Below are 25,272 nucleotides of genomic sequence, written 5' to 3' on the forward strand. Positions count from 1 at the left end.
AATTTTTTACAAATTTAACCGCTTGTTTTAGTTATTGCCCAACAGAAGCATTAATACGATCAGCAAATTTGCCAATACTTATACCGAAATTATTTGATCTATTCCAATCCATTAATGTACGGAAATTACTGGTCACTAAGAATGCTCTGCCGATTTCTTTATCCGGACGAACCAACCATAATTTTTTACCGCTCAATGCGCTTAATTTTGCGCTATCTTGTGCAGTTGGATAAGCAAGATAGACTCCCCAAGATTGCCACTCGCCTAAGCTTTTTGCTTGGTTCTCCGCAAGTCCCGAAAATGACATATCAATTGGACTTGATAACTTAACCTCAATTCCCCAAGGTAGGCTGTCATCCCACCCGACTGTAGAGAGGTAAGATGCGATTGATGCAAACGCATCCGCTTCACTATTCCAAATATCTTTTTTACTGTCGCCATCGCCATCTGCGGCGTAGCTTAAGTAAGCCGTCGGCATGAATTGTGTTTGCCCCATAGCGCCCGCCCAAGAACCTTGCATTTCGTAACGATTAATGGTGCCGTCATCTAGCATTTTCATCGCATTGACAAATTCTTGCGTGAAGAGCTTTTCACGGCGACCGTCAAAAGCGAGAGTCGCTAAAACGGATAACACATCAAAATCGCCTTGGTAACGACCGAAACTACTCTCCATTCCCCAAAGCGCCATAATATATTCTTTTTGAACGCCGTATTTTTGACTTGCCTTAGTCAGAGAAGCACTAAATTCGTACCAATTCTCAACAGCCGTATTCACTTTAGCCTGTGTCAGCACTTTGTTGAGATAATTGGTTACGCCATTCGGATTCGGTTGAGGTGCCGGCGCATTCGGATCTCTTTTACGCCCGGCTTGCTGTTGATCTAGCTGTACTGCTCGTGCGTTGTAATGAATGAAACGCTGCGTATTGAGCGTTTTATCCGAAACACCGGCAGCCGCTGCTTTTTGTTTTAGAAAATGTACGTAATCATTAAAGTTATTGAGTGTACGAGCTTTGTTATATTGCGCATCAAGCGGTAATTCTTGAAATGAATTTTTATTTGAACAGCCTGCAATTACCAAGGTAATCACGGTAAAAGGAATGGCTAAAAATTTGAATTTCATATTGTTCTTTGCATTAAAGCGGTCTGCTCCTACTTTTGCAGAAACAAACCGTAAAAACTAAAGGTTTACCATTCGACTCGGACGAATCACATTATCATTTGTGATTTCCGCTACTCCGAGGAATTGACCATTTTCTGAAAATAAACGAACTTGACCGTAGGTTTGATTAATATTTTCGAATTTGACTCTTTGGCCGAAACCAACCGCTTTGGTTTGCTCTGCTGTTAGATTTATTTTAGGCAGACTTTCTACTGCGGTATCTAAAGGTAAAAGATGTTGATCCAGCGCTTCAAGCGGTTGATTTTCACTTAAATTTTGCAAATCTTCATAGCTCATCATCGCTTCAATCGGATAATTTGCAACCGCCAAGCGGCGTAAAACCGTAACATGTGCGCCACAACCTAATACTTCACCTAAATCATCCACCAAAGTACGGATATAAGTGCCTTTTGAGCAATGTACTTCTAACGTAAGATAAGGCGCGGAATATTCGATAAAGCGTAACTCAAAAATCGTAATCGGACGCGCTTCTCGTTCTACCGTAATACCTTGACGAGCATATTCATAAAGTGGTTTGCCGTTATGTTTCAATGCGGAAAACATTGTCGGAACTTGTAAAATATCGCCGCGAAATTGATCTAAAGCTGCAATAATTTCCGCTTCGCCAACATTCACTGCTCGGGTTTCAACGACTTGCCCTTCCGCATCCGACGTATCGGTACGTTCGCCTAATTTTGCGGTAACTTGGTAACGTTTGTCTGAATCAAGCAAAAATTGCGAAAATTTAGTCGCTTCACCCAAACAAATCGGCAACATGCCGGTCGCAAGCGGATCCAATGCGCCGGTATGCCCTGCTTTATTTGCTCGAAATAAGCGTTTGACCTTTTGCAGAATATCATTTGATGACATTCCTTGCGGTTTATCTAATAAAAATACGCCGTGAACATCACGCCCTTTTTTACGAGGTCTAGACACCTATTCTTCCTCTTTATGTTTAGCTTCATCGTTTTTAATTACATTCGATACAAGGTTAGACATACGCATACCTTCTACCAAGGATTGATCGTAAATAAAACGAAGCTCAGGCACAATACGTAAACGCATTGCTTTACCGACTAATGAACGAATGTACGGGCTTGCTTTTTCTAAACCTTTCATACCCTGTTCAATTGCGCTTTGATCATTATCGAATAAGAAAGTCACAAAGATTTTAGCATAAGCCAAATCACGGCTTACTTCCACATCAGATACTGTTACCATCCCGATACGAGGATCTTTCACCTCACGTTGTAAAATTACAGCGATCTCTTTTTGTAGCTCTTGCGCTACACGATCACTGCGTTTAAATTCTCTGCTCATGTTTTCTCCAAAATGCAAACGAGGCACCACAAAAGCGCCTCAAAATTTTGTTAGGATTATACCCTAATTTGTCGTTATTAGCGATGTTAAGCCAAAAACAAGCGGTCAGTTTCCACTAAATTTTTGCAAATTTATGCAGAAATCTGACCGCTTTCACTAATGAAACGAAATTAGATGGTACGTTTCACTTCAACCACTTCGAATACCTCGATTTGGTCGCCGACTTTTACATCGTTGTAGTTTTTAACGCCGATACCACATTCCATACCGTTACGCACTTCTGAAACGTCGTCTTTGAAACGGCGAAGAGATTCTAACTCGCCTTCGAAGATTACTACGTTGTCACGTAATACGCGGATTGGGTTGTTACGTTTCACCACACCTTCGGTTACCATACAACCAGCGATTGCACCGAATTTCGGATGACGGAATACGTCACGTACTTCTGCTAAGCCGATGATTTCTTGTTTGAACTCAGGCTGTAACATACCGCTCATTGCCGCTTTGATTTCGTTGAGCAATTCGTAGATGATTGAGTAGTAACGTAAGTCGATGTTTTCCGCTTCGATTACACGACGAGCCGATGCGTCCGCACGAACGTTGAAACCAACCATAATCGCATTTGAAGCTGCAGCTAGAGTTGCATCCGTTTCGGTGATACCACCTACACCAGAACCCACTACTTTCACTTTTACTTCGTCTGTTGAAAGCTCTGCTAATGCTTGGCAAATTGCTTCTACCGAACCTTGTACATCCGCTTTAACGATAACATTAAGCTCTGCAACGTCACCGGCTGTCATATTGCTAAACATATTTTCAAGTTTCGCTTTTTGCTGACGAGCAAGTTTCACTTCACGGAATTTACCTTGACGGAATAATGCTACTTCACGTGCTTTTTTCTCGTCACGTACAACGGTTGCTTCATCACCGGCTGCCGGTACGCCTGAAAGACCTAATACCTCAACAGGAATTGACGGGCCTGCAGAATTGATATCTTTACCGTTTTCATCACGCATCGCACGCACACGACCGTATTCGAAACCACAAAGTACGATATCGCCTTTGTTTAATGTACCTGATTGCACAAGAATCGTCGCTACCGGGCCACGACCTTTATCAAGATAAGATTCGATTACGACACCGCTTGCCATACCTTCTTTAACCGCTGTAAGTTCTAATACTTCAGATTGAAGAAGAATCGCTTCTAGTAATTCGTCAATACCTAAACCTTTTTTCGCTGATACAGGTACGAACTGAACATCACCACCGAATTTCTCTGAAATCACTTCGTGTTGGAGTAATTCTTGCTCTACACGATCAGGATTTGCTTCTGGTTTATCAATTTTGTTTACCGCAACGACAATCGGTGCGCCTGCCGCTTTCGCGTGCTGAATCGCTTCGATAGTTTGTGGCATTACACCATCGTCTGCCGCTACAACAAGAACAACGATATCCGTTGCTTTCGCACCACGTGCACGCATAGAAGTAAACGCTGCGTGTCCCGGTGTATCTAAGAAGGTAATCATCTTACCGTCATCGGTTTCAACGTGGTAAGCACCAATGTGCTGGGTAATACCGCCTGCTTCACCTGCCGCGACTTTCGCTTTACGGATATAGTCAAGTAATGACGTTTTACCGTGGTCAACGTGACCCATGATGGTTACTACCGGCGCACGTGTTACTTTTTCCGCATCAACGTCACGATCTTCCATTACTGCGTCTTCAAGTTCGTTTTCGTTACGTAAAATAACTTTATGACCCATTTCTTCCGCAACAAGTTGAGCAGTTTCTTGGTCAATCACTTGGTTAATCGTTACCATCTCACCCATTTTCATCATCGTTTTGATGATTTCGGTTGCTTTTACCGCCATTTTATTAGCAAGTTCAGCAACAGTGATAGTTTCACCGATAATTACGTCAGCTTTATTTACTTGAACAGGTTTGGTGAAGGCTTGTTGTAATGCAGAACCTTTCTTCGCATTTTTACCCTTACCTTTCACATCTTTTTGGTTACGACGGTCTGCGCTACGCTCGTTTTTGTCTTCACGATCGCCTTTTTTCGCTTTATTTACACCGCCTTTACCACGACCGCGATTTGCTTCGCTACGACGGTCATTGTCACGATCCGCTTCACGCGCATAGGTTGAAGTAAAACGATCATCTTCAAATTCTTCACCGCTTTCAGCCGCTTCTTCACGTGCAATTTCCGCTAAACGACGCGCATTTTCTGCTGCACGTTTCGCTTCCATTTCCGCTTTTTGACGCGCTAATTCTTCTTGTTTACGGCGGAGTTCAGCTTCTTCTTTTTTCTTCGCTTCTTTTTCCGGATCAAGCGCTTTTTCTTGTTTCGGTTGTTCTACTTTCGGTGCTACTGCTTTCGGTTTGCTATTCGGCATTACCGGTACAGCGTGTTTTTTCGCTTCTTCTGCTTTTTTAGCTGCATCCGCTTCAGCCTTCGCTTTCTCTGCTGCCGCTTTTTCGGCAGCTTCTTTTTCAGCTTGTACTTTTGCTTCCGCTTCTTGTTTCGCTTTTAAAGCAGCTTCTTCTTGCGCTTTTTTAACCGCTTCTGTATCAATTTTACGTGACTTGCGCACTTCAACTTGAACTTTACCATCTGCAACAGTAGTTTTTGTGCGACGTTGTAAGCTTAATTTCTTAGGTGCTTCGTTTTTAATTTCGTTATCACTCATTGTTTTATCTCCTTACAACGATTAGCTAAACCAGCAAATTTGACGAGCAGCCATAATTAATTCGCTTGCTTTGTCTGCTGATAATTCTTCAATATCCGAAAGGTCATCCGTAGCTTGTTCTGCTAATTCTTCAAGCGTTGTGATACCTTTTTCAGCCAGTTTAAATGCGATATGACGATCTAAACCTTCTAAGTTTAATAAACGATCTTCAATATGCGCTTGTTTTAATGCTTCTTCTTCCGCTAATGCTTTTGCGGTAATCGCATTTTTCGCACGAGTTTGTAGCTCTTCTACTAAATCTTCATCTTCAAGACCATCGATAGAAGTTAATTCGCTTACTGGAATGAATGCAAGTTCTTCTAGGCTAGAGAAACCTTCATCTACTAAGATTTGTGCAAATTCTTGGTCGATTTCTAATGAAGTTACGAATAAATCGATAACTTTATTATCTTCCGCTTGATGCTTCTTATCTAAGTCTTCGGTAGTCATTACGTTTAATGTCCAACCGGTTAATTGTGTCGCTAAACGTACGTTTTGACCGTTACGACCAATTGCTTGCGCAAGGTTTTTGCTTTCAACCGCGATATCCATTGCATGTTTATCTTCATCAACCACGATAGAACTTACATCTGCCGGAGCCATTGCGTTAATGACGAATTGTGCCGGATTATCGTCCCAAAGCACAATATCTACACGCTCACCGCCTAATTCGTTACTAATTGCTTGAACTCGCGCACCACGCATACCAACGCAAGCACCTACCGGATCAATACGTTTATCGTGTGATTTCACTGCGATTTTTGCACGAGAACCTGGATCACGAGATGCGCCTTTAATTTCGATTACATCTTCACCGATTTCCGGTACTTCAAGTTTAAATAACTCTTCTAACATAATCGGTTTTGCACGTGTTACGAAAAGTTGCGGACCTTTTGACTCCGGTTTAATCGCATATAATACGCCACGTACACGGTCACCCGGACGGAAGTTTTCACGTGGAAGCATATCTTCACGCACGATTACTGCTTCTGCTTGGTTACCTAAATCTAAAATGATTTGATCACGGTTTACTTTCTTAACGGTTGCAGTAATGATGGTATTTAATTGCGAACGGAATTGATCGATAACTTTGTTACGTTCCGCTTCACGAATTTTAGTGCTGATCACTTGGCGTGCAGTTTGCATCGTAATACGGTCGAATGGAATTGAATCCACTTCATCTTCAACGATATCGCCTAATTGCACACTTGGGTTTTCGTATTGCGCCGCTTCTAAGCTGATCTCACGAGTCATATTGTGTACTTGCTCAACTACAATCCAGCGACGGAAAGTTTGGAAATCACCGGTTTTGCGGTCAATTACCACACGCACATCGATATCCATCTCTTTTTTCTTTTTAGTCGAAATGGCTAATGCCGTTTCAAGCGCTTCAAAGATAGCTTCTTTTGGCAATAACTTCTCGTTAGATACCGCTTCTGCGGCTAATAAAATTTCTTTGCTCATTTTTTGGATTAACCTTCTAGAAATTAAAAACTGGAACTAAGTTTGCTTTTTGAATATTACCGAATGCGAATTGACGAGCTTCGTTATCCACCGTAAGCGTAATTAAATCGCCTTCTACACTCTCTAATTTACCTTGCCATTTACGGCGATCGAACATTGGAATACGTAAATGAATCACGACTTCTTGCCCGATAAAACGTTGGTAATGTGCAAGCGTAAAGAGCGGACGATCTAAACCCGGTGATGAAACTTCTAAGTTGTATTTATCCGCAATCGGATCTTCAACATCTAGAATTGCGCTCACTTGACGGCTCACATCACTGCAATCATCAATGGTTACGCCGCCTTCTTTATCAATATATAAACGTACTGTTAAAAAACGCCCTGCTCGTTGACACTCAATACCGACTAATTCGCAGCCCATTGATTCAATGGTGTCAGAAACGAGTTCTTCTAATTTTTGTTCTAAAGTTGCCAAGGAGGCCTCCTAAATGACAGATATAAAAAAAGAGCCTTAACCAGCTCTTTTGATACGATTATTATGTACCAGCCACAAAAAAACCCCAGACGGAAAACCGTGGGGCTTTAAGCGGTTTGTTTTATACAAAATTTTGCGAATTATGTTCGTTATCGAAAATTAGCAAAGGCTATATAAAACAAAACTCACAGTTTTAATCAAAACTGTGAGCCTTAAAACTGGTTGCGGGGGCCGGATTTGAACCAACGACCTTCGGGTTATGAGCCCGACGAGCTACCAAGCTGCTCCACCCCGCGTCTGATGTGGCTCATTATAGAGATTTCCAAAACCAATGCAAGCACTTTTTTCAAATTTGTTTTTGTTTGGTTAACAAAACAACAAATCACTTCCCAACCCAAACTAAAAAATCGCTCACGGTGTGGAATGAGCCGAAAATCAGGATAATATCGGTTTTGCTCGCTTTGGCGAATAATGATTCAGCTGCTTCGGGAACGGTTTGGTAATAACAAGCGGTCGAATTTGGTAAAACTTTTGCCAGTTTTTGATAGACTTCTTCACCTGACTGTCCTCGATATCCGGCTAAACCGGCACAATGCCATTCATCAATAACATTTGCCAATGGCTCTACGATGCCGCTTAAGTCTTTATCAACTAATGCACTAAATACGGCATAAATCTTTTGGTTAGCCTGTTTCAGCGAACTTAATCGCCCTGCCAAATATTTTGCCGCATGCGGATTATGTCCGACATCAATAATCACTTGAGCAAGCGGTTGTTTTCCGGAAAAGTTTGCAAAATCTTTTTCGGTTAACGTTTGGAAACGTGCTGTCATTTGTGCTTCTTGCAATGCGGCTCTAACTACTTGTTCATTTATTTCAAACGGAAGTTGAGCCAACGCGGCTAAAGCGGTACCGGCATTCGGAATCGGAATTTGCGGCATCGGTAAATCTTGCCAATCAATAAATTCCGATTGCCAGTGAAAGCGGTCACTTTCTACGGAATATTTCCAATTCACATTGCGTCTAACCACTTGGCAATTAAGTGCTTTCGCTTGCTGTAAAATGCTCCTCGGGCAATCCGGTTCACCGATAATCACCGGTATATTTTCACGGAAAATGCCTGCTTTCTCTCGCCCGATATCTTCTCGGTTATCGCCGAGAAAATCCACGTGATCGATATCGATTGAAGTAATTATCGCTAAATGCGGATCAACAATATTGGTTGCATCTAAACGTCCGCCAAGCCCAACTTCTAAAATGACAATATCTAAATTTGCCTCTTTAAAAAGCTGCAGTGCCGAAAGCGTACTAAACTCAAAATAGGTTAAAGAAGCGGTCTTTTTTTGTTGGATTTTTGCAAATGATTGCACATGGGCTTCGTCATTGAGTAATTCGCCTTGAATTCTCACTCGTTCGTTATAACGAATTAGGTGAGGAGATGAATAGACACCGACTCGATAACCGGCTTTAAGCAAAGCTACTTCCAATAAACGACAAGTTGACCCTTTCCCGTTAGTACCGGCAACGGTGATAACATAAGGTGCTGGCTGAAGTAATTCGAGCTGTTCAGCAACGTTTTTTATACGTTCCAAGCCCATATCAATCGGCTTAAAATGCGATTTTTCTAAGTAATCCAACCATGTGGCGAGGCTATCATTAATAGTTGGAACAATTAAAGTATTCATTATATCTTTTCCAAAAAGAAAGCCACGTATAACGTGGCTTAGTCATGCTAAATAAAATTACGCTTCTTCAACAATAAGTTCCGCTGTTTTAAACGGCGTTGGTTTATTGGTCATTTTCGCACATAAACGAGCAAGCGTATCGCGCATATCTTTACGTTGCACAATCATATCAATCGCACCGTGTTCTAATAAGAACTCTGCACGTTGGAAGCCTTCCGGTAATTTTTCACGTACGGTTTGTTCGATAACACGCGGACCGGCAAAACCGATTAACGCTTTAGGCTCTGCAATATTAATATCGCCTAACATCGCTAAACTTGCCGAAACGCCACCCAGTGTCGGGTCAGTTAAAACAGAAATAAACGGTACGCCTTTCTCACGCATTTTCGCTAAAATTGCACTGGTTTTTGCCATTTGCATTAAAGAGAATAATGCTTCTTGCATACGAGCACCGCCTGATGCAGAGAAACAGATAAACGGAATATTTTCCGCTAAAGCTCGCTCTGCTGCACGCACGAATTTTGCGCCGACAACCGAACCCATTGAGCCGCCCATAAATTCAAAGTTAAATGAAGCAACTACTACCGGCATATTATGTAATGTACCGTACATCGTAATAAAAGAATCTTTCTCACCGGTTTGTTTTTGTGCTGCGGTTAAACGATCTTTATATTTTTTCAAATCCTTAAATTTTAAAATATCTTGCGGTTCTAACTCCGCTGCAATCTCTTGCGCGCTATCTTGGTCTAATAACGATAATAAACGAGTACGTGCATCAAAACGCATATGGTGGTTACATTTCGGGCAAACCTGCATATTACGTTTAAGTTCTTCGCTGTATAGTACCTGTTCACAGCTCGTGCATTTTGTCCAAACGCCTTCCGGCACTTTAGATTTGCTACTGCTTGACGATGAAGAGGTTCTTCCTAAAATTCTTTCAATCCAGCTCATTTTTTAACCTTGTTATTTTGACAAAAAATTATCGGTATTAAAGCATAATTTCAGCCTTTTGGATATGCTTTAATAATACAATCTGCTCTGATCAGCTGAAATATCAGCTATATGTATAAGTACGATAAAAAAACGCACCAATTAGGATACATAGCATTACTACAATTTGGATAAGTCTTTTCTTTGTGAGTTTTTCCGCTGCCATACTTTCTCCTTAACGAATCGTTAACATAATGCCATAAAATTGGTCGGGGTTGTGAGTATTTTATTATTTTTAGTTGAATCCCAGGGAGATAAAGTGCCAAAATAACTTATATTTTTTGACATTATAGAGGTAAAAATGACTAAAATTGACCAATTTCTTGATGTTGTTGCTCAACTTCGTGACCCTCAAATAGGTTGTCCTTGGGATATTAAGCAGGATTTCGATTCGATGCTTCCTTGTTTGTTGGAGGAAACCTACGAAGTGGCAGAAGCAATCCATACCAAAGACCGTTCTGCACTTCGTGAAGAATTAGGCGATTTATTACTACAAGTCGTATTTCTTAGTCAGTTGGCTAAGGAAGAAGGAACTTTTACTTTTTATGATGTACTAAGCGATATTCATGAAAAATTGATTTATCGACATCCTCACGTTTTTGGTGATAGTTCTGCCGATAATAGTGAAGAAGCATTAAAAAATTGGGAAGAACGTAAAGCAACGGAAGCCAAACGCCAACAACACGAATCAATTTTAGATGATATACCTTTTGCTTTGCCGGCGCTAACTCGAGCGAATAAACTTCAAAAACGTTGTGCTAAAGTCGGTTTTGACTGGACTAATCCTCAAGATGTGCTTGTAAAAGTAGAAGAAGAGTTGCAAGAAGTCAAAGATGAAATGGCTCAATATCCTCAGAGTGCAGGAAAACTTGAGGAAGAATTGGGAGATTTTCTCTTTGCAACGGTAAATTTATGCCGCCATTATAATATCGATGCAGAATCTTGTTTGCGAAATGCAAACGTCAAATTTGAAAATCGATTTAAAAAAGTAGAAAAGCTTGTTAAGCAACAAGACAAGACTGTCGCAAAATGCTCTTTATCTGAGCTAGATTCAATCTGGGAACAAATAAAATCTCAGGAATAATTGACAAACTTTGATAAAGCTGTAAATTGTAACTGTTATGTCAAGTAATTACAGCAATAAATATAATTGAATAAAAATAGGAATTAGTTATGCCTAGAATTTTACTAGTTGATGATGATGTTGAATTGACTGAACTTTTAGCAGAGTTACTTTCACTAGAAGGTTTTGATATTCACTGTGTACACAATGGTCAAGATGCTCTCACTGAATTAGAATTACAAGCTTATGATCTTATTTTATTAGATGTAATGATGCCTGTATTAAATGGTATTGAGACTTTAAAACAATTGCGTCAGAGATACTCTATTCCAGTATTAATGTTAAGTGCACGTGATGATGAAATCGATCGTGTTTTAGGCTTAGAACTTGGTGCCGATGACTATCTACCGAAACCATTTAACGATCGTGAGCTTGTTGCGCGTATTAAAGCAATTTTACGCCGCACTGTTTCAACTAGTTTAAATACTACAGAAGTGATTACTTCAGCAAATCAATCACCTGAAGAAAACAGCAAACAACTTTCTTTTGGTGGTGTGGAGTTACACCCTGGTCGTCAACAAGCAATTTTTGAAGGTCGCGATTTAGATTTAACCGGTACAGAGTTTGCATTACTACAGATGTTAATGCGTAATCCCGGTCAAATTCTTTCCCGTGAACTGCTTAGTCTTGAAATTTTAGGTAAGCGCTTAACGCCTTACGATCGTGCAATTGATATGCATATTTCAAATCTTCGCAAAAAATTACCAGAACGTAATGACAATCTACCATGGTTCAAAACATTACGTGGTCGAGGTTATCTGCTTGTGACGGAAAAATAATTATCTTTTTTGATATAAGAAAAATCCCTCGGTTTCGAGGGATTTTTCTATATTAATTGATAGGTACTCTTAATGCTCAAATTTATTTCTCAGTTTTTCAGTAAAATAATGTTGGTAAGAAACTACCTTGCTTACCAGCTTTTTGCTTATTTTGGACTTACCTTTGCCACATTACTGGCAATTACTCTCGCCTTGCCTAATTTTGATGCCCGCTCCTTCTCTCCAATTGAAACGGAAGAGCGTATCTTTTTCGAACAAGAAACGAAAAGTACCGAACTGCAATATAATTTGGATGAAATTTTCGAACGTAAGCTTTTCGTTTCTACCGCTAACGGTTTTGATGTCATTTTACTGGATCGTAAGTCCGGTATTTTTGTTGGGGCTGATCCGAATAAAGTTACTTCATTCCAAGTATTTCTATATCGAGCGGAAAATATTACCGAACCGTTACAACGTCGCTTTGGAAATTTAGAAATTTACGGCCCGTTTTTTGTTAAAACCAATAAACGGGAATATTACCAATATTTTGCACAAATGGTTGATCCGCAAGAAGAATTTTTCAACCGCATTTTTGACTCACCTTGGTTAATGCTATTAATTGTATTAGGTGTTAGCGTGCCGATTTTATTATGGTTATCATGGAAAATTGCACGTCCGGTAAAAGCATTACGACTTTCAGCGAATGCAGTGGCAACTGGTAACTTTTCGATAAATCCGGCGCTTGAAACCAAAGGTATTAATGAATTACGAGAGGTAGGCAAAAGCTTTAACCAAATGATTACCTCCTTACAAGATTTGACGCTACATCAACAACGGTTACTTTCGGATATTTCGCATGAATTAAAAACACCATTGGCTCGTCTCCATTTGGCGACTGCTTTAATTCGCCGCCGCAATGGCGAATCACCGGAATTAACGCGTATTGATAATCAGGTGCTTAAATTAGACACGATGGTTCACGACTTATTAGCACTCTCTCGCCAACAAGTGAATCAGCATTTGACACGCGAAATCTTTTCGGTTAACCATATTTGGGACGATATTCTTGAAGACGCTAAGTTTGAGGCGGAACAAAATAATATCGATTTATTTATTAGCCAACGTGTTGCTAACCCCGAACGTTATTACATTAACGGCAATCAAAATATTTTAGCAAGTGCGTTAGAGAATGTGATTCGTAATGCACAAAAATACGCTAATAAAAGTATTAAAGTGTTGATGTATATTGATAATGTCGAGTTAGTTATCTCTATTGATGACGATGGTGAAGGTGTACCGGAAAGTGAATATAAACAAATCTTTCGCCCTTTCTATCGTGTAGATGAAGCACGAGCGCGACAAACCGGTGGAACAGGCTTGGGGCTTGCGATTGTGGCGAATGCAATGCAACAGCATAAAGGTACCGTGGAAGCGATGAAAAGTACCCTTGGCGGTTTACGGGTAGAAATTCGATTACCTCTTTGGATTGAATAAGTTATCGAGTACAAGCGGTTGTTTTTTGCAAAAAAATTGTGAAATTCAACCGCTTGTATTGCTTTAAGCCCTATTTAATGCGTAGGTATCTTGTATAAATTGCGAATTCTTACGACTCATACTCGGAATATTAGGAATACGATGAAATTAATTGAAATTGAAAACCTGAATAAGTATTTTGGTTCAGGTGATAACAAAGCACATATTCTGAAAAATGTTAATTTAACTATCGAACAAGGTGACTTTGTCGCAATTATCGGTGCTTCCGGCTCTGGTAAATCAACGTTGATGAATATTATCGGCTGTTTAGATACTGCCAGCTCCGGTATTTGCCGTATTGACGGCAAAGAAACGCAACAAATGAATAGCGATGAACTTTCAGATCTGCGTCAACGAAAATTCGGTTTTATTTTCCAACGCTATAACCTTCTTTCTGCCTTAACTGCAAATGAAAATGTAGCCTTACCGGCTATCTATGCCGGTATGGATAGCCGTTCTCGTAAAGCGCGAGCCGATCAATTATTAGATAAACTCGGTTTATCCGACAAAACGCTCAACCGTCCAAATCAGCTTTCAGGCGGACAACAGCAACGAGTGAGTATTGCCCGTGCATTAATGAATGGTGGTGAAATCATTCTTGCGGATGAACCGACCGGCGCTTTGGATTCAAAAAGCGGTGAAACCGTACTGCAAATCTTACAAGACCTACATAAAGAGGGTCATACCATCATTATGGTTACCCATGACCCGAATATTGCGGCAACGGCCAGTCGCGTGATTGAAATTAAAGACGGGCAAATTATTCGTGATGAACGGCAACAGCCGTATTCAGAAGAATTAAAACTAGTGAAACGCGAACACAGGCCACCCCGCTTCTTTGATCAGTTGATTGAATCATTCAAAATGGCAACCAGTGCGATTATGGCGCATAAGTTACGGGCGCTTCTCACTATGCTTGGCATTGTGATTGGGATCACTTCGGTTATTTCGGTTGTAGCGCTTGGACAAGGTTCACAAGAACGTATTTTATCTAATATCAATAGCCTTGGTACTAATACCATGACTATTATGAACGGGACGGGCTTTGGTGATAGACGAGCTAATTTGACGAAGAATTTGACCATCAGTGATGCGACAATGCTTAACAAACAAGCTTATATTGATAGCACAACGCCCTCAAGCAGTTTAAGTGCCACTGTGATTTCCGGTAATACGAACGTCACTGCAACGGTAAATGGTGTTGGAGAGCAATATTTGAACGTAAGGGGGTTAAAAATGGTCTCCGGGCGATTCTTTAACACCGAAGACGTTGTGCTTTCTGCGCAAGTCGTTGTTATTGATGCCAATACCAAAAAGGATCTCGGTTTAGCCGAACCGGTTGAAGGAAAAGTCATTCTTGTCGGTAAAAAACCGTTAAAAATTATTGGATTAGCCGCTGAATCCAACAATATGAATCAAACCAGTTTAAAAATGTGGATGCCTTATACGACACTGATGCAACGTATTTCCGGTGAAAAACATATTGATTCATTAACTGTAAAAGTCAAAGACAATATTGAAAGCCAAACCGCAGAAAAAAGTATTACCGAGCTATTAATTGCTAAGCACGGCAAAAAAGATTTTTTTGTAATGAATAGCGATACGATCAAACAAACCATTACCAGCACTACAAATACGATGAAATTATTAATCTCGTCTATTGCGATGATTTCATTGATTGTGGGGGGGATCGGCGTAATGAATATTATGCTCGTCTCTGTTACAGAACGAACGAAAGAAATTGGTGTTCGTATGGCAATCGGCGCAAAACAGAGTAATATTTTGCAGCAATTTCTTATTGAGGCAATTCTTATCTGTTTACTCGGTGGGGTTATCGGGATCTTATTTGCGATTGCAATTATTGTGACATTCAACACTCTAGGCTCTAATTTTCAAATGGTACTTTCTCCTGCATCGGTTGTATTGGCAGTATTCTGCTCTACTTTAATTGGTGTTGTATTCGGTTATATGCCGGCAAAAAATGCTTCGAAGCTCAACCCGATTACCGCCTTGGCACAAGAGTAAATTAACTTACTGCAAGCGGTTAAATTTGTCGATAAATTTGCAAATTTTTCTGATAATTTAACCGCTTGCTTTATCTTAAAAGGAAGAATAAATGGGACTATCTAATCTCGAACTTGAACAAATTATTGATGAAAAATTAAATAGTAAAGCGATTAGCGATTATGCGCCAAACGGCTTGCAAATAGAAGGTAAAGCACATATTCAGCACATTGTGACTGGGGTGACCGCAACCCTTCCGCTGATCGAAAAGGCGATTGAAAAAAATGCCGATGCGATTTTGGTACACCACGGTTATTTTTGGAAAAGCGAATCGCCCTGTATCCGAGGTATGAAAGGGAAACGTATCAAACAATTATTAGTGAATAACATTAATTTATTTGGCTATCACCTTCCGCTTGATATGCATGCCGAACTAGGCAATAACGCACAATTAGCCACAAAATTAGGCGTGATAAACCTACAAGGTTTAGAAGACCGTCCGAATTCAATTCCGGTATATGGTGAGCTGGAAACGCCAGTTGCTGCGCAAGAATTTGCGGAACGTATTGAACAAGTACTTAACCGTAAACCGATTTTATGTGATGAATTTATTGCTGATTATCCGCATAAATTAATTCGCAAAGTCGGTATTTGTACCGGTGGTGGACAAGGTTATATCGATTTAGCGGCAAGTAAAGGCTGTGATGCATTTATTTCCGGCGAAATTTCAGAACAAACCACTCATTCCGCCCGTGAGCAAGGGATTTATTACTTCGCTTGCGGACACCACGCTACAGAGCGAGACGGTGTGAAAGCACTTGGTGAATGGCTGGCAAAAGAATACGGCTTAGATGTAGAATTTATTGATATCGATAACCCAGCTTAATATTTGAAATACAGATAAAATCTAGAGTTAACGATGTTTTTGCTCTAAAAATAAAAAGTCGTATCGGAATAGATACGACTTTTTTGTAACTAGCTTTAGTCTTCAGATAAACGAGAGATATCGTGATAAGAAGCCAATTTACGAATAGTACGTGAACGGCCTCGAATTAATAATGTCTCTGTAAACATCATACTGCCCTTGCGTTGTACGCCTTTTAATAAATCACCGGTAGTAATTCCGGTTGCTGCAAACAACACATTATCATCGCGCACTAAATCTTCCAATTTTAATACTTTATTAACCGGTACATTCATTTGTGCACAGCGTGAAAGCTCTTTTTCCGCAGCAGAAAGATTTTCCGGCGAATTACCTTTTACTTGATTACGAGGAATAAGACGACCTTGAATATCTCCGCCCAATGCACGAACTGCTGCTGCGGCAACCACGCCTTCCGGCGCACCACCGATACCATAAACCAAATCTAAATCACTATCCGGCAAACAGCACTGTACCGCTGCTGCAACATCACCGTCAGGAATAGCCATCACTCTTACACCTAATTTTTGCACCGCTTTAATGATTTCATCGTGGCGCGGTTTTGCTAAAATCGCGACTGTCATCTGTGTCAATAATTTACCTTTTTTCGACGCGACACGACGAATATTTTGCTCCAGGGGCAGATCCAAATCGATCATTCCTTTTGCTTCGCTATCCACCACCAATTTTTCCATATACATATCCGGTGCTTTAAGAAAAGTATCTTTGCCTCCTGCGGCTAAAACAGCTAATGCACCTGCTTGTCCCATTGCGGTCATTCGAGTACCGTCAATCGGATCAACCGCAATCGCAACTTCATCATCTTCCGGTTGAGAACGTCCGACTTTCTCACCAATATAAAGCATTGGCGCTTCATCAATTTCGCCTTCACCAATCACGATTTCACCACGAATTTCCATCTTATTCATGATCAAACGCATTGCTTTTACTGCGGCGTCATCTGCTGCATTTTTATCACCTCGTCCAATCCAGTCATAAGCTGCAAGTGCAGCGGCTTCCGTTACACGAGAAAACTCGAAAGAAATAGCACGTTTCATTTAACATCCTTTACATAAAATAACCAATATTTGTCATATTTTATCAGCTAGCAATCGATTTCGTTACTAAAAAATCAGCAAATGAAGAAAAATTCCAAAATGCATGAACTTTTCAATGAAATCAACGCCTAACTGAGGTATAATTCTTGCACTTTACATATCTGTTTTTAAGAGGAAATCCAATTATGTCATTATCAATTCTTGACCAACTTGAAGAAAAAATTAAACAAGCAGTAGAAACAATTCAATTACTTCAATTAGAAGTAGAAGAATTAAAAGAAAAGAACAATACTGTAGAGCAAGAAAAAGAAACATTACGCCAAGAATTTGAACAATTAAAATCTGAGCAACAAAGCTTCCAAGATCGTTTACGTTCACTTTTAGGTCAAATCGACAACGTATAATTTTCCTTTTTTGTAGAACGGCTAATGCGTATTAGCCGTTTTTTATTTGTGTAAGATTATGGCAAAACTCTATTTTTATTACTCTTCAATGAATGCAGGAAAGTCAACCACCCTGCTTCAATCCTCTTATAACTACCAAGAACGAGGCATGAATACTTTGGTTTATACCGCTGCGATTGATGATCGTTATGGTGTTGGCAAAGTAAGCTCTCGTATTGGCATTTCACAAGAAGCGCAATTATTTCAATCGGAATCAAATTTATTCGATGAAATTCAACGTACTAATCAAGAAAAAACGTTACACTGTATCTTAATTGATGAAGCTCAATTTCTTACGAAAACGCAGGTATATCAGTTAACTGATGTAGTAGATAAACTAAGAATTCCAGTGCTATGTTATGGTTTACGTACAGATTTCCAAGGAGAGCTCTTTGAGGGAAGCCAGTATTTATTAGCTTGGGCAGATGAATTACAAGAGCTAAAAACTATTTGTGATTGTGGCAAAAAAGCCCATTTTGTCATTCGCATGAACGAGAAAGGCGAAGCTGTCGCCGATGGCGACCAAATTCAGATTGGAGGAAATGACAAATATCTTTCAGTATGTCGTTACCACTATAAACAAAAACTCAATAAACTCTAGTCTTACTTATAAGCGGTTGTTTTTACGAATTTTTTTACAAAAATAACCGCTTGCTGCTATTCTTTCCCTCCCTTAATTTCTATTTCCCAAATTTCGTTCTTTATACCCATTTTTGGCTAAGTACCAAGTTAGCGATTGCTCAATAAAATGGAGTGTAACGATCTATTTACAAGAATAAATGCTTTAAAAAATTCACTCCAAGATCTGAGTTGCACTCCACTTTAGGTACCACAAAGGGAAAACTATCGGAATAAGTAAGCGACTGCTCAATATATAAACTTATTGTTTAATTTACATGCTTGTTTTGAAGGATATACGGGAGGAGGAATGATAAAAATAGATTCTTGTAAGATCCTACAAAAAAGAAAAGGCACATCAGTATAACGTGCCTTCTGTAATTTCTTTGTATTTTTCTACAAAAGCAAGAATTGTTTGTGATCTAAGTCCTAACGCTTATGCGGTAACTTTTCCCAGGTCACTTCATTACGCAAATAAACCGGTTCAATTTGTAGTGCCGATTGCGTATTCCCTTGAGCAAATTCGGATTCTGCAAGTGTAAGCATTGATTTTGCTGAAGGTAAGGTAATGTCACTCACTAAAAGCGGTAATTGTGTATCAGGAAATTGCGAATATGCCGCCCAACCGGTACCTACAACCACAGTATTATCCTTCGGTTGTATTTGGCTGATAGCACGCTCTGGTGAGCATACTTGCTCAGCAACAATTGTTTGCCAGCACTGTCCTACTCTCTCATATTGCGCAAAATAAACTTCATTCATACGGGCATCAATCAGTGCAACAACATTTGTTGCTCCTATTTTCTCATAAGCTGCTTGTGCCATTGCTAAGAGATTTGAGACCGGTACAACCGGTAAATTTGCTCCCATTGCCAGCCCCTGAGCAATACCAACACCTACTCGAACACCGGTAAAGCTTCCTGGCCCTCGACCAAATGCTAGCGCATCAACTTGTTTAAGAGAAATACCAGCTTTTGCTAATAATTCATCTATCATTGGTAGAATTCGCTGTGTATGTGTTCTTGGACTTAGTTCATCAAATGCAGAAATTTGTCCATTATGTAATAACGCCACAGAGCAAGCTTCAGTGGCTGTATCAATAGCAAGAATTGTTTTGTTCATTTTTATTATCCTAAAACGACAGAAAACACGGAAACAAGCGGTTAATTTCACAAAAAAGTTTGCAAAAACCTATTATTTCCGTGTTTCTGATATAAATTTTTAGTGATTAAGCACGCTTAGCTCGACGCTGTTCAACCGCTTCCGCTAATGCAAATAATGCTTTTTCACTATCTTCCCAGCCAATACATGCATCTGTCACACTTTGGCCATATACTAAATTCTCTAAATTACCATCGCCTAGTTCTTGACGACCTTCAACTAAATGACTCTCAATCATTACACCTGAAATAAATTCCGAACCATTCGCAATTTGTTGGCATACGTCAGCACAAACATCCATTTGGCGTTTAAATTGCTTTTGGCTATTGGCATGGCTAAAGTCAATCATCACGTGTGGACGGCGACCAGATTTCTCAATATCCGCACACACTCTTGCAACAGACTCCGCATCATAGTTTGTACCATTATCACCACCACGTAAAATAATATGGCAATCCGGATTACCTGCGGTAGAGACAATCGCAGAATGGCCAAATTTAGTAACTGATAAGAAATGGTGTGGTGCTTCTGCTGCACCAATCGCATCTAAGGCAATTTTTACACTGCCGTTTGTTGCATTTTTAAAACCTACCGCACAAGATAAACCTGAAGCTAATTCACGGTGAACTTGAGATTCAGTCGTACGCGCGCCAATTGCGCCCCAACTCATAAAGTCCGCCATATATTGCGGCGTGATCATATCTAAAAATTCACCTGCTGCTGGAACCATTAAATCATTAATGTCCGATAGCACTTTACGCGCAATACGCAAACCATCATTTAGTGCATAAGTTTCATTTAAATACGGATCATTGATTAGCCCTTTCCAACCTACAGTGGTACGAGGCTTCTCAAAATACACTCGCATAACAACTTCAAGATTTTGGTTAATTTTAGGATCAGCGCGAAGTGCCTTAATACGTTGTGCATACTCTAATGCCGCTTTAGGATCATGGATTGAGCAAGGACCAATCACTACTAATAAACGATCATCCGCACCGTGAATAATTTTATGGATAGCCTTACGGGCTTGTTCCACCGTTTCAGCTGCAACTTCACTTGCCGGAAAACGTTCTAATAGCGCAACCGGCGGTAAAAGTTCTTCAATATTAGTAATTCGTAGGTCATCATTTTTGTAAGACATTGTGTGTTCTCTTATTGTTTTAAACGGTTATTAGAAAAGGTGTAGACCTAACTTAATAAAATTATAAAATGATGTCAAATAGTTTTAATACTATTTAACTAGTACAGGATTGCTTTTGTGATTTAACGGATAGAAAACGTGTCACAAACAGCTGGATTACCTGACTGCAGCCCTTTACGGAACCAAGCTAAACGCTCAGCGGAAGAACCGTGAGTAAAGCTGTCCGGTACAATATAACCTTGTGCTTGCTTTTGCAGACGGTCATCACCAACAGCCTGTGAAGCAATAAACGCCTCTTCTACATCCCCGGCTTCTAATCTCCCTTCTTTTTGAATTTGATAACCCCAAACACCGGCAAAACAGTCCGCTTGGAGCTCTACGTTTACTGATATTTTATTCGCAGTCGCTTGGTTACGAGCGTTACGTTGTGCTCTTTGAGTCTGCTCACTGATGCCTAATAAGTTTTGAACATGATGACCAACCTCGTGTGCAATCACATAAGCAAAAGCAAAATCGCCCGGGGCTTTAAGCTGAGATTTCATATCATCATAAAATGACAGATCAAGATATACCTTTTGATCTAACGGACAATAAAACGGTCCCATAGCAGATTGCCCTGTGCCGCAAGCAGTATGCGTAACGCCTCGGTAAAGCACTAATTTGGGCTCACGATAAGTCAAACCGTTTTGTTTAAAATAATTACCCCATATACGTTCCGTAGTGTGCAGTACTTTGCGAGCAATCGTATTAAGTTCCGCTTCTTCTGCAGAAATAATCGGTGCAGTTTGTTGCTGCTGATAAGAAGATTGTGAATCGTTATATCCCATCAAACCAGTTAAATCCACGCCATAGTAAGCCCCGATTAATACGATGATAAAGCCTAAAATCCCACCTTTAGCTCGTCCACCAGAAGAACGACGACCATAATCGGCTTGTCCGCGTCTATCTTCTACGTTCGAACTTTCTCTTTCATTCTCTAAACGCATTTTGCTTTCCTTGAAACTAAAATAATAAATCAACCCTAATTTTATACGAATATCCAGCGATATCCTACAAGTAATTCCGGTGCTAAATCCAAATAGCAGAAAGCGATTAAATTCAAAGCCAAACTTGCAAAGTTTTGCCCAAATTTAACCGCTTGTTTAAAGTATAAAACGTTACATTGTCGCTTTTATCTTGCTAAAATTTCACGTTTTCCGTTTTTTCCTTGCTCTGAAAGAATACCTTGTGCTTCCATTTGGTCAACAATGCGTGCTGCACGGTTAAAACCTAATGAGAAGCGGCGTTGTAGACCACTTATTGAAGTCACTCCGCTTTCAATTACAAATTCAACAACTTCATCAAACAGTGGATCGAGGTCGCCGGCTCCACCAACTCGCTCTGAACCTTCGGATTCTTCAACGGAAGCGACAATACTTTCTAAATATTGCGGTTTGCCACGTGCACGCCAGTTATCCGCAACACGTTGCACATCTTCATCGCTCATAAATGCACCGTGGATACGAATAATATCCGGGCTTCCAGCACCGGAATACAGCATATCGCCTCGACCTAATAATGCTTCCGCCCCACCTGCATCTAAAATGGTACGCGAGTCAATTTGGCTAGCGACGGTGAAGGCAATACGGCTTGGGATATTCGCTTTAATTACACCGGTAATCACATCGGTTGAAGGACGTTGCGTTGCAAGAATTAAGTGGATACCGACCGCTCGAGCCTTTTGCGCAATACGCATAATGTATTCTTCGACCTCTTTGCCGGCAGACATCATTAAATCCGCAAATTCATCTACAATCAGTACAATATAACTGAGTTTCTCTAGTGCCGGCGGTAATTGATCCATTGAATCGCCCGGGCGCCAAGTTGGATCAGGAATAGGGAAATTCATCGCAGCTGCCTGGTCAATTTTATCGTTGTAACCTTCAATATTACGCACACTTAAATGACTTACTAATAAATAACGGCGTTCCATTTCCTCCACCGCCCAACGTAAAGCATTTGCTGCTTTCTTCATATCGGTCACGACCGGTGTTAACAAATGCGGAATATCGTTATAGATGGATAATTCAACCACTTTCGGATCAATCATAATAAAACGCACTTGTTCCGGAGAAAGCTTGAATAATAAGCTCAAGATCATGGTGTTGACCCCAACCGATTTACCACCGCCGGTTTGCCCTGCAACCAGTAAATGCGGCATTTTTGCCATATCAACCACAATCGGTTCGCCACTAATATCTTTACCTAGCGCCATTGGTAAGGTTGCTTTACTGTGTTTAAAGGCATCACTATTTAACACATCACGAAGCCAAACCGTTTCACGCTGTTTGTTAGGCGTTTCAATTCCCATATAAGGTTTACCTGGAACAACCTCAGTGATACGAATCGCTTTAAACATTAATTCACGGGACAAATCGCTTGCTAAACCGACTACTTTTGCGGCTTTAACACCAGCAGCCGGTTTGATTTCATAGCGGGTAACTACCGGCCCAACCAATACGTCTTCAACTGTTGCTTTCACACCATAATTTGCTAACGCACTTTCCAAGCGATGAGAAGTTTCAACAATTTCTTGCTCGGTAATTTGCTGTGTTTGGCGAGGCGACTCGTCTAACAAATCAAGTGTCGGTAACGGCGTTGTCGGTTTTTCTGTTGTATGGTTACGTTGTAACAATGGATGTATTAATGTATCGCCATAACCTTTTGGATAATTAGGCGCTGATACCGGTTCTGCTTCCTGCTGCATATTAGCTACTTTCACACTTGGCATAACGACTGGCTCTGGCTCACTCTTGATAATGTTTTCAAATGTTTGCTCTAAGCCTTGCGCTTTAGCACGTTGTTCCATTTGCGCTAAACGAGCCTGCTCCGCTTGTTCAAATTCTTTTGCTAATAATGCTTCATAATCTTCTTCAAGCTCTTCTTTCTGTGTCGATTCTTCAAGCACTGGTTGTAGGCGTACCACCGGTTTTGCTTCTTGAACAAATGCCGGCATAGGTGAATTCATATCTTGATATTCAACCGTTGCATCCGCCTCATCATTATTCTCTACTACTTCAAATTCATCTTGCTGCTCAAGCGCTTGCTTGAATTCATCAGTCGGCGAAATCACTTCAGACTGAGGTACTACAGCTTCCACTAACGGATTTAAACGAATTTTCGGTAAATCAATTTCTGCGTTAGACTCAACAAATTCTTGGGCAACAGACGGCTGACTAGTAATTTCCATTCCTTGAATATTAATTTTGGGTAATTCAAGTTCAGTTTCTACGTTAAACATATTTTGATCCGATAATCCAGTATCTGTCTCATTTGGAGTAAATTCAGACTGTGATTTTAAGCCGGTAATATTTGGGCGGCTAAATACTGAAACATCCGTAAGCTGCTGAGTCTCGGCATTATCTTGTGCTTCTTCTGCTGTATTCTCATCAATAACAAGCGGTTGAATTTCTTCTGAATTTTGCAAATGGGCTTCATTTACTTCCGTATCTGCTGCTACCGCCGTCTCTTTAGGTTGATCTTTTGCCACAAGCCAATCATAGAATTGGGCAAATAGTAGTAGGAGTGATTGACCTGAACAAAAATAGAAACCAATACCGGTAAAAATCATTGCAATAAACAATGCACCGAATTGACCGATTGTTGTTGCAAGTAGTGATTGGAACATACCGCCGACAAAACCACCGGATAAATAATAGGCATTATTTGACAACACCACGCTAGCAAGCCCAGCCAAACCAATCAGTAATAAAATAAAACTACTGAAACGCAAGCAAAAATGTTTCCAAGTCCACTCATTCGCTAAACGGAAAACCAACGAATATACCGATACGCCGCATAAGGTAAACGGCACAATAAATGCAACTTTACCTAAAAAAGCATACAGTAAATCCATCGTCCAAGCGCCGAATACACCCGTTTTATTCAATACTCTATGCTCCGTAACACTACTTGCCGTACTCCAAGCATTATCTAGCGGACTATAACTTGCCCATGCCACGAGCAAATAAAAGCCAAATAGCCCCATTAAAATTAATGCGAAATTAATCACATTTTCTTTACCTTTTAAGCGTGGTTTGAATCGTTCGATCACACTCACTCCTTATTTTAATAAGAGATAATTAGTTTGTTTTACTTCTTCCATTACCACGTAAGTACGAGTGTCATTCACACCGGGTAAACGAAGTAAAGTCGTGCCTAATAATTTACGATAAGCCGCCATATCCGCCACACGTGTTTTTAGCAAATAGTCGAAATCACCGGAAACTAAATGGCACTCTTGAATTTCATCCAGTTGTTGCACAGCACGGTTAAATTCCTCAAACACATCCGGTTTTCCACGCACTAAGGTGATTTCTACAATCACCAGTAACGGTGCTTCGAGTAATTCAGGATTAAGCAACGCTCTATATCCCATAATCACATTTTGCTTCTCTAAACGTTTTACACGCTCTAAACAAGGTGTCGGTGATAAACCAACACGTTTAGAAAGTTCGATATTGGAAATTTTACCGTTACGTTGTAGCTCGTTCAGTATTTTTAAATCGATGGCATCTAATGCTTTAGGTAGTTTTTTATGTTCCATTTTTTACCCTTTATAGTTTTTTGTGCTGATGATCTATTGTACAGGGTTTAAGCGCATTGGTCTAATTGAGTTTGCAAAAAATAAGGGAAATTTCACCGC

At 40.2% G+C, this 25,272-nt stretch carries 21 protein-coding genes and 1 tRNA gene; 7 read left to right on the plus strand and 15 right to left on the minus strand.

All coding sequences use genetic code 11. The annotated features are described in order from the left end of the window. Positions 1-31 precede the first annotated feature (31 nt). The 9 genes from EL121_RS00130 to accD form a co-directional block, all read right to left on the minus strand. The gene (locus tag EL121_RS00130) at positions 32-1,120 is read right to left on the minus strand and encodes a lytic murein transglycosylase (RefSeq protein ID WP_039196858.1); all 1,089 of its coding nucleotides are present in this window, start codon (positions 1,118-1,120) and stop codon (positions 32-34) included. A gap of 57 nt (positions 1,121-1,177) precedes the next feature. Further along, the gene (gene truB, locus EL121_RS00135) at positions 1,178-2,095 is read right to left on the minus strand and encodes a tRNA pseudouridine(55) synthase TruB (protein ID WP_039196860.1); all 918 of its coding nucleotides are present in this window, start codon (positions 2,093-2,095) and stop codon (positions 1,178-1,180) included. Then, entirely contained in the window at positions 2,096-2,479 is a 384-nt protein-coding gene (gene rbfA / locus EL121_RS00140; RefSeq protein ID WP_014991505.1) for a 30S ribosome-binding factor RbfA, read from the minus strand. It abuts the gene before it with no gap. A gap of 170 nt (positions 2,480-2,649) precedes the next feature. Beyond that, complete coding sequence (gene infB, locus EL121_RS00145) at positions 2,650-5,169, minus strand: translation initiation factor IF-2 (RefSeq protein ID WP_039196862.1); 2,520 nt, start codon at positions 5,167-5,169, stop codon at positions 2,650-2,652. Positions 5,170-5,190: 21 nt separating this feature from the next. Continuing rightward, positions 5,191-6,672 (minus strand): transcription termination factor NusA, encoded by a 1,482-nt coding sequence (nusA, locus tag EL121_RS00150; protein WP_039196864.1) that lies wholly within the window; start codon positions 6,670-6,672, stop codon positions 5,191-5,193. Positions 6,673-6,688: 16 nt separating this feature from the next. Further along, the gene (gene rimP, locus EL121_RS00155) at positions 6,689-7,150 is read right to left on the minus strand and encodes a ribosome maturation factor RimP (RefSeq protein ID WP_039196865.1); all 462 of its coding nucleotides are present in this window, start codon (positions 7,148-7,150) and stop codon (positions 6,689-6,691) included. Between the two features lie 219 nt (positions 7,151-7,369). After that, positions 7,370-7,446: transfer RNA gene (locus tag EL121_RS00160), tRNA-Met, on the minus strand. A gap of 86 nt (positions 7,447-7,532) precedes the next feature. Further along, positions 7,533-8,837, minus strand: a complete 1,305-nt coding sequence (folC, locus tag EL121_RS00165) for a bifunctional tetrahydrofolate synthase/dihydrofolate synthase (protein ID WP_081978357.1) — start codon at positions 8,835-8,837, stop codon at positions 7,533-7,535. 54 nt (positions 8,838-8,891) lie between these two features. After that, positions 8,892-9,785: an acetyl-CoA carboxylase, carboxyltransferase subunit beta gene (gene accD, locus EL121_RS00170; RefSeq protein WP_039196871.1), complete on the minus strand. Its 894-nt coding sequence runs from the start codon at positions 9,783-9,785 to the stop codon at positions 8,892-8,894. Between the two features lie 340 nt (positions 9,786-10,125). Between accD and mazG the strand changes: the two genes are divergently transcribed. From mazG to EL121_RS00200, 5 genes are all read left to right on the plus strand, one after another. Beyond that, on the plus strand, positions 10,126-10,908 hold the full coding sequence (gene mazG, locus EL121_RS00180) for a nucleoside triphosphate pyrophosphohydrolase (RefSeq protein ID WP_039196872.1): 783 nt from the start codon (positions 10,126-10,128) through the stop codon (positions 10,906-10,908). Positions 10,909-10,997: 89 nt separating this feature from the next. Then, positions 10,998-11,726, plus strand: a complete 729-nt coding sequence (locus EL121_RS00185) for a response regulator (RefSeq protein WP_014991518.1) — start codon at positions 10,998-11,000, stop codon at positions 11,724-11,726. A gap of 72 nt (positions 11,727-11,798) precedes the next feature. After that, complete coding sequence (gene cpxA / locus EL121_RS00190; protein WP_039196876.1) at positions 11,799-13,199, plus strand: envelope stress sensor histidine kinase CpxA; 1,401 nt, start codon at positions 11,799-11,801, stop codon at positions 13,197-13,199. Between the two features lie 141 nt (positions 13,200-13,340). Then, the gene (locus tag EL121_RS00195; RefSeq protein WP_039196878.1) at positions 13,341-15,263 is read left to right on the plus strand and encodes a MacB family efflux pump subunit; all 1,923 of its coding nucleotides are present in this window, start codon (positions 13,341-13,343) and stop codon (positions 15,261-15,263) included. Between the two features lie 91 nt (positions 15,264-15,354). Further along, positions 15,355-16,128: a Nif3-like dinuclear metal center hexameric protein gene (locus tag EL121_RS00200; protein WP_014991521.1), complete on the plus strand. Its 774-nt coding sequence runs from the start codon at positions 15,355-15,357 to the stop codon at positions 16,126-16,128. A 95-nt stretch (positions 16,129-16,223) separates the two neighbouring features. Here EL121_RS00200 and glpX read toward each other — a convergent pair whose 3' ends face one another. Then, positions 16,224-17,222, minus strand: coding sequence for a class II fructose-bisphosphatase (gene glpX, locus EL121_RS00205; protein ID WP_039196880.1), 999 nt, complete (start codon positions 17,220-17,222; stop codon positions 16,224-16,226). Positions 17,223-17,407: 185 nt separating this feature from the next. Here glpX and zapB point away from each other — a divergent pair, with 185 nt between their 5' ends. Both zapB and EL121_RS00215 read left to right on the plus strand, forming a co-directional pair. Then, the gene (gene zapB / locus EL121_RS00210; protein WP_018650966.1) at positions 17,408-17,626 is read left to right on the plus strand and encodes a cell division protein ZapB; all 219 of its coding nucleotides are present in this window, start codon (positions 17,408-17,410) and stop codon (positions 17,624-17,626) included. Positions 17,627-17,684: 58 nt separating this feature from the next. After that, positions 17,685-18,266 carry a thymidine kinase gene (locus EL121_RS00215; protein WP_039196881.1) on the plus strand — a complete coding sequence of 194 codons (582 nt, stop codon included), beginning with the start codon at positions 17,685-17,687 and terminating at the stop codon, positions 18,264-18,266. 446 nt (positions 18,267-18,712) lie between these two features. On the opposite strand, the gene tsaB is transcribed toward EL121_RS00215, so the two are convergent. From tsaB to lrp, 5 genes are all read right to left on the minus strand, one after another. Further along, on the minus strand, positions 18,713-19,405 hold the full coding sequence (gene tsaB, locus EL121_RS00220) for a tRNA (adenosine(37)-N6)-threonylcarbamoyltransferase complex dimerization subunit type 1 TsaB (protein ID WP_039196882.1): 693 nt from the start codon (positions 19,403-19,405) through the stop codon (positions 18,713-18,715). A gap of 106 nt (positions 19,406-19,511) precedes the next feature. After that, positions 19,512-20,588, minus strand: a complete 1,077-nt coding sequence (gene aroG, locus EL121_RS00225; RefSeq protein ID WP_039196885.1) for a 3-deoxy-7-phosphoheptulonate synthase AroG — start codon at positions 20,586-20,588, stop codon at positions 19,512-19,514. Between the two features lie 122 nt (positions 20,589-20,710). Continuing rightward, on the minus strand, positions 20,711-21,574 hold the full coding sequence (ypfJ, locus tag EL121_RS00230; RefSeq protein ID WP_039196886.1) for a KPN_02809 family neutral zinc metallopeptidase: 864 nt from the start codon (positions 21,572-21,574) through the stop codon (positions 20,711-20,713). Positions 21,575-21,759: 185 nt separating this feature from the next. After that, positions 21,760-24,681 (minus strand): DNA translocase FtsK, encoded by a 2,922-nt coding sequence (locus tag EL121_RS00235; RefSeq protein ID WP_039196888.1) that lies wholly within the window; start codon positions 24,679-24,681, stop codon positions 21,760-21,762. A 9-nt stretch (positions 24,682-24,690) separates the two neighbouring features. Next, the gene (gene lrp / locus EL121_RS00240) at positions 24,691-25,173 is read right to left on the minus strand and encodes a leucine-responsive transcriptional regulator Lrp (RefSeq protein WP_005596879.1); all 483 of its coding nucleotides are present in this window, start codon (positions 25,171-25,173) and stop codon (positions 24,691-24,693) included. Positions 25,174-25,272: the final 99 nt, after the last annotated feature.

The organism is Actinobacillus equuli (assembly GCF_900636745.1).
GTDB classification, from domain to species: domain Bacteria; phylum Pseudomonadota; class Gammaproteobacteria; order Enterobacterales; family Pasteurellaceae; genus Actinobacillus; species Actinobacillus equuli.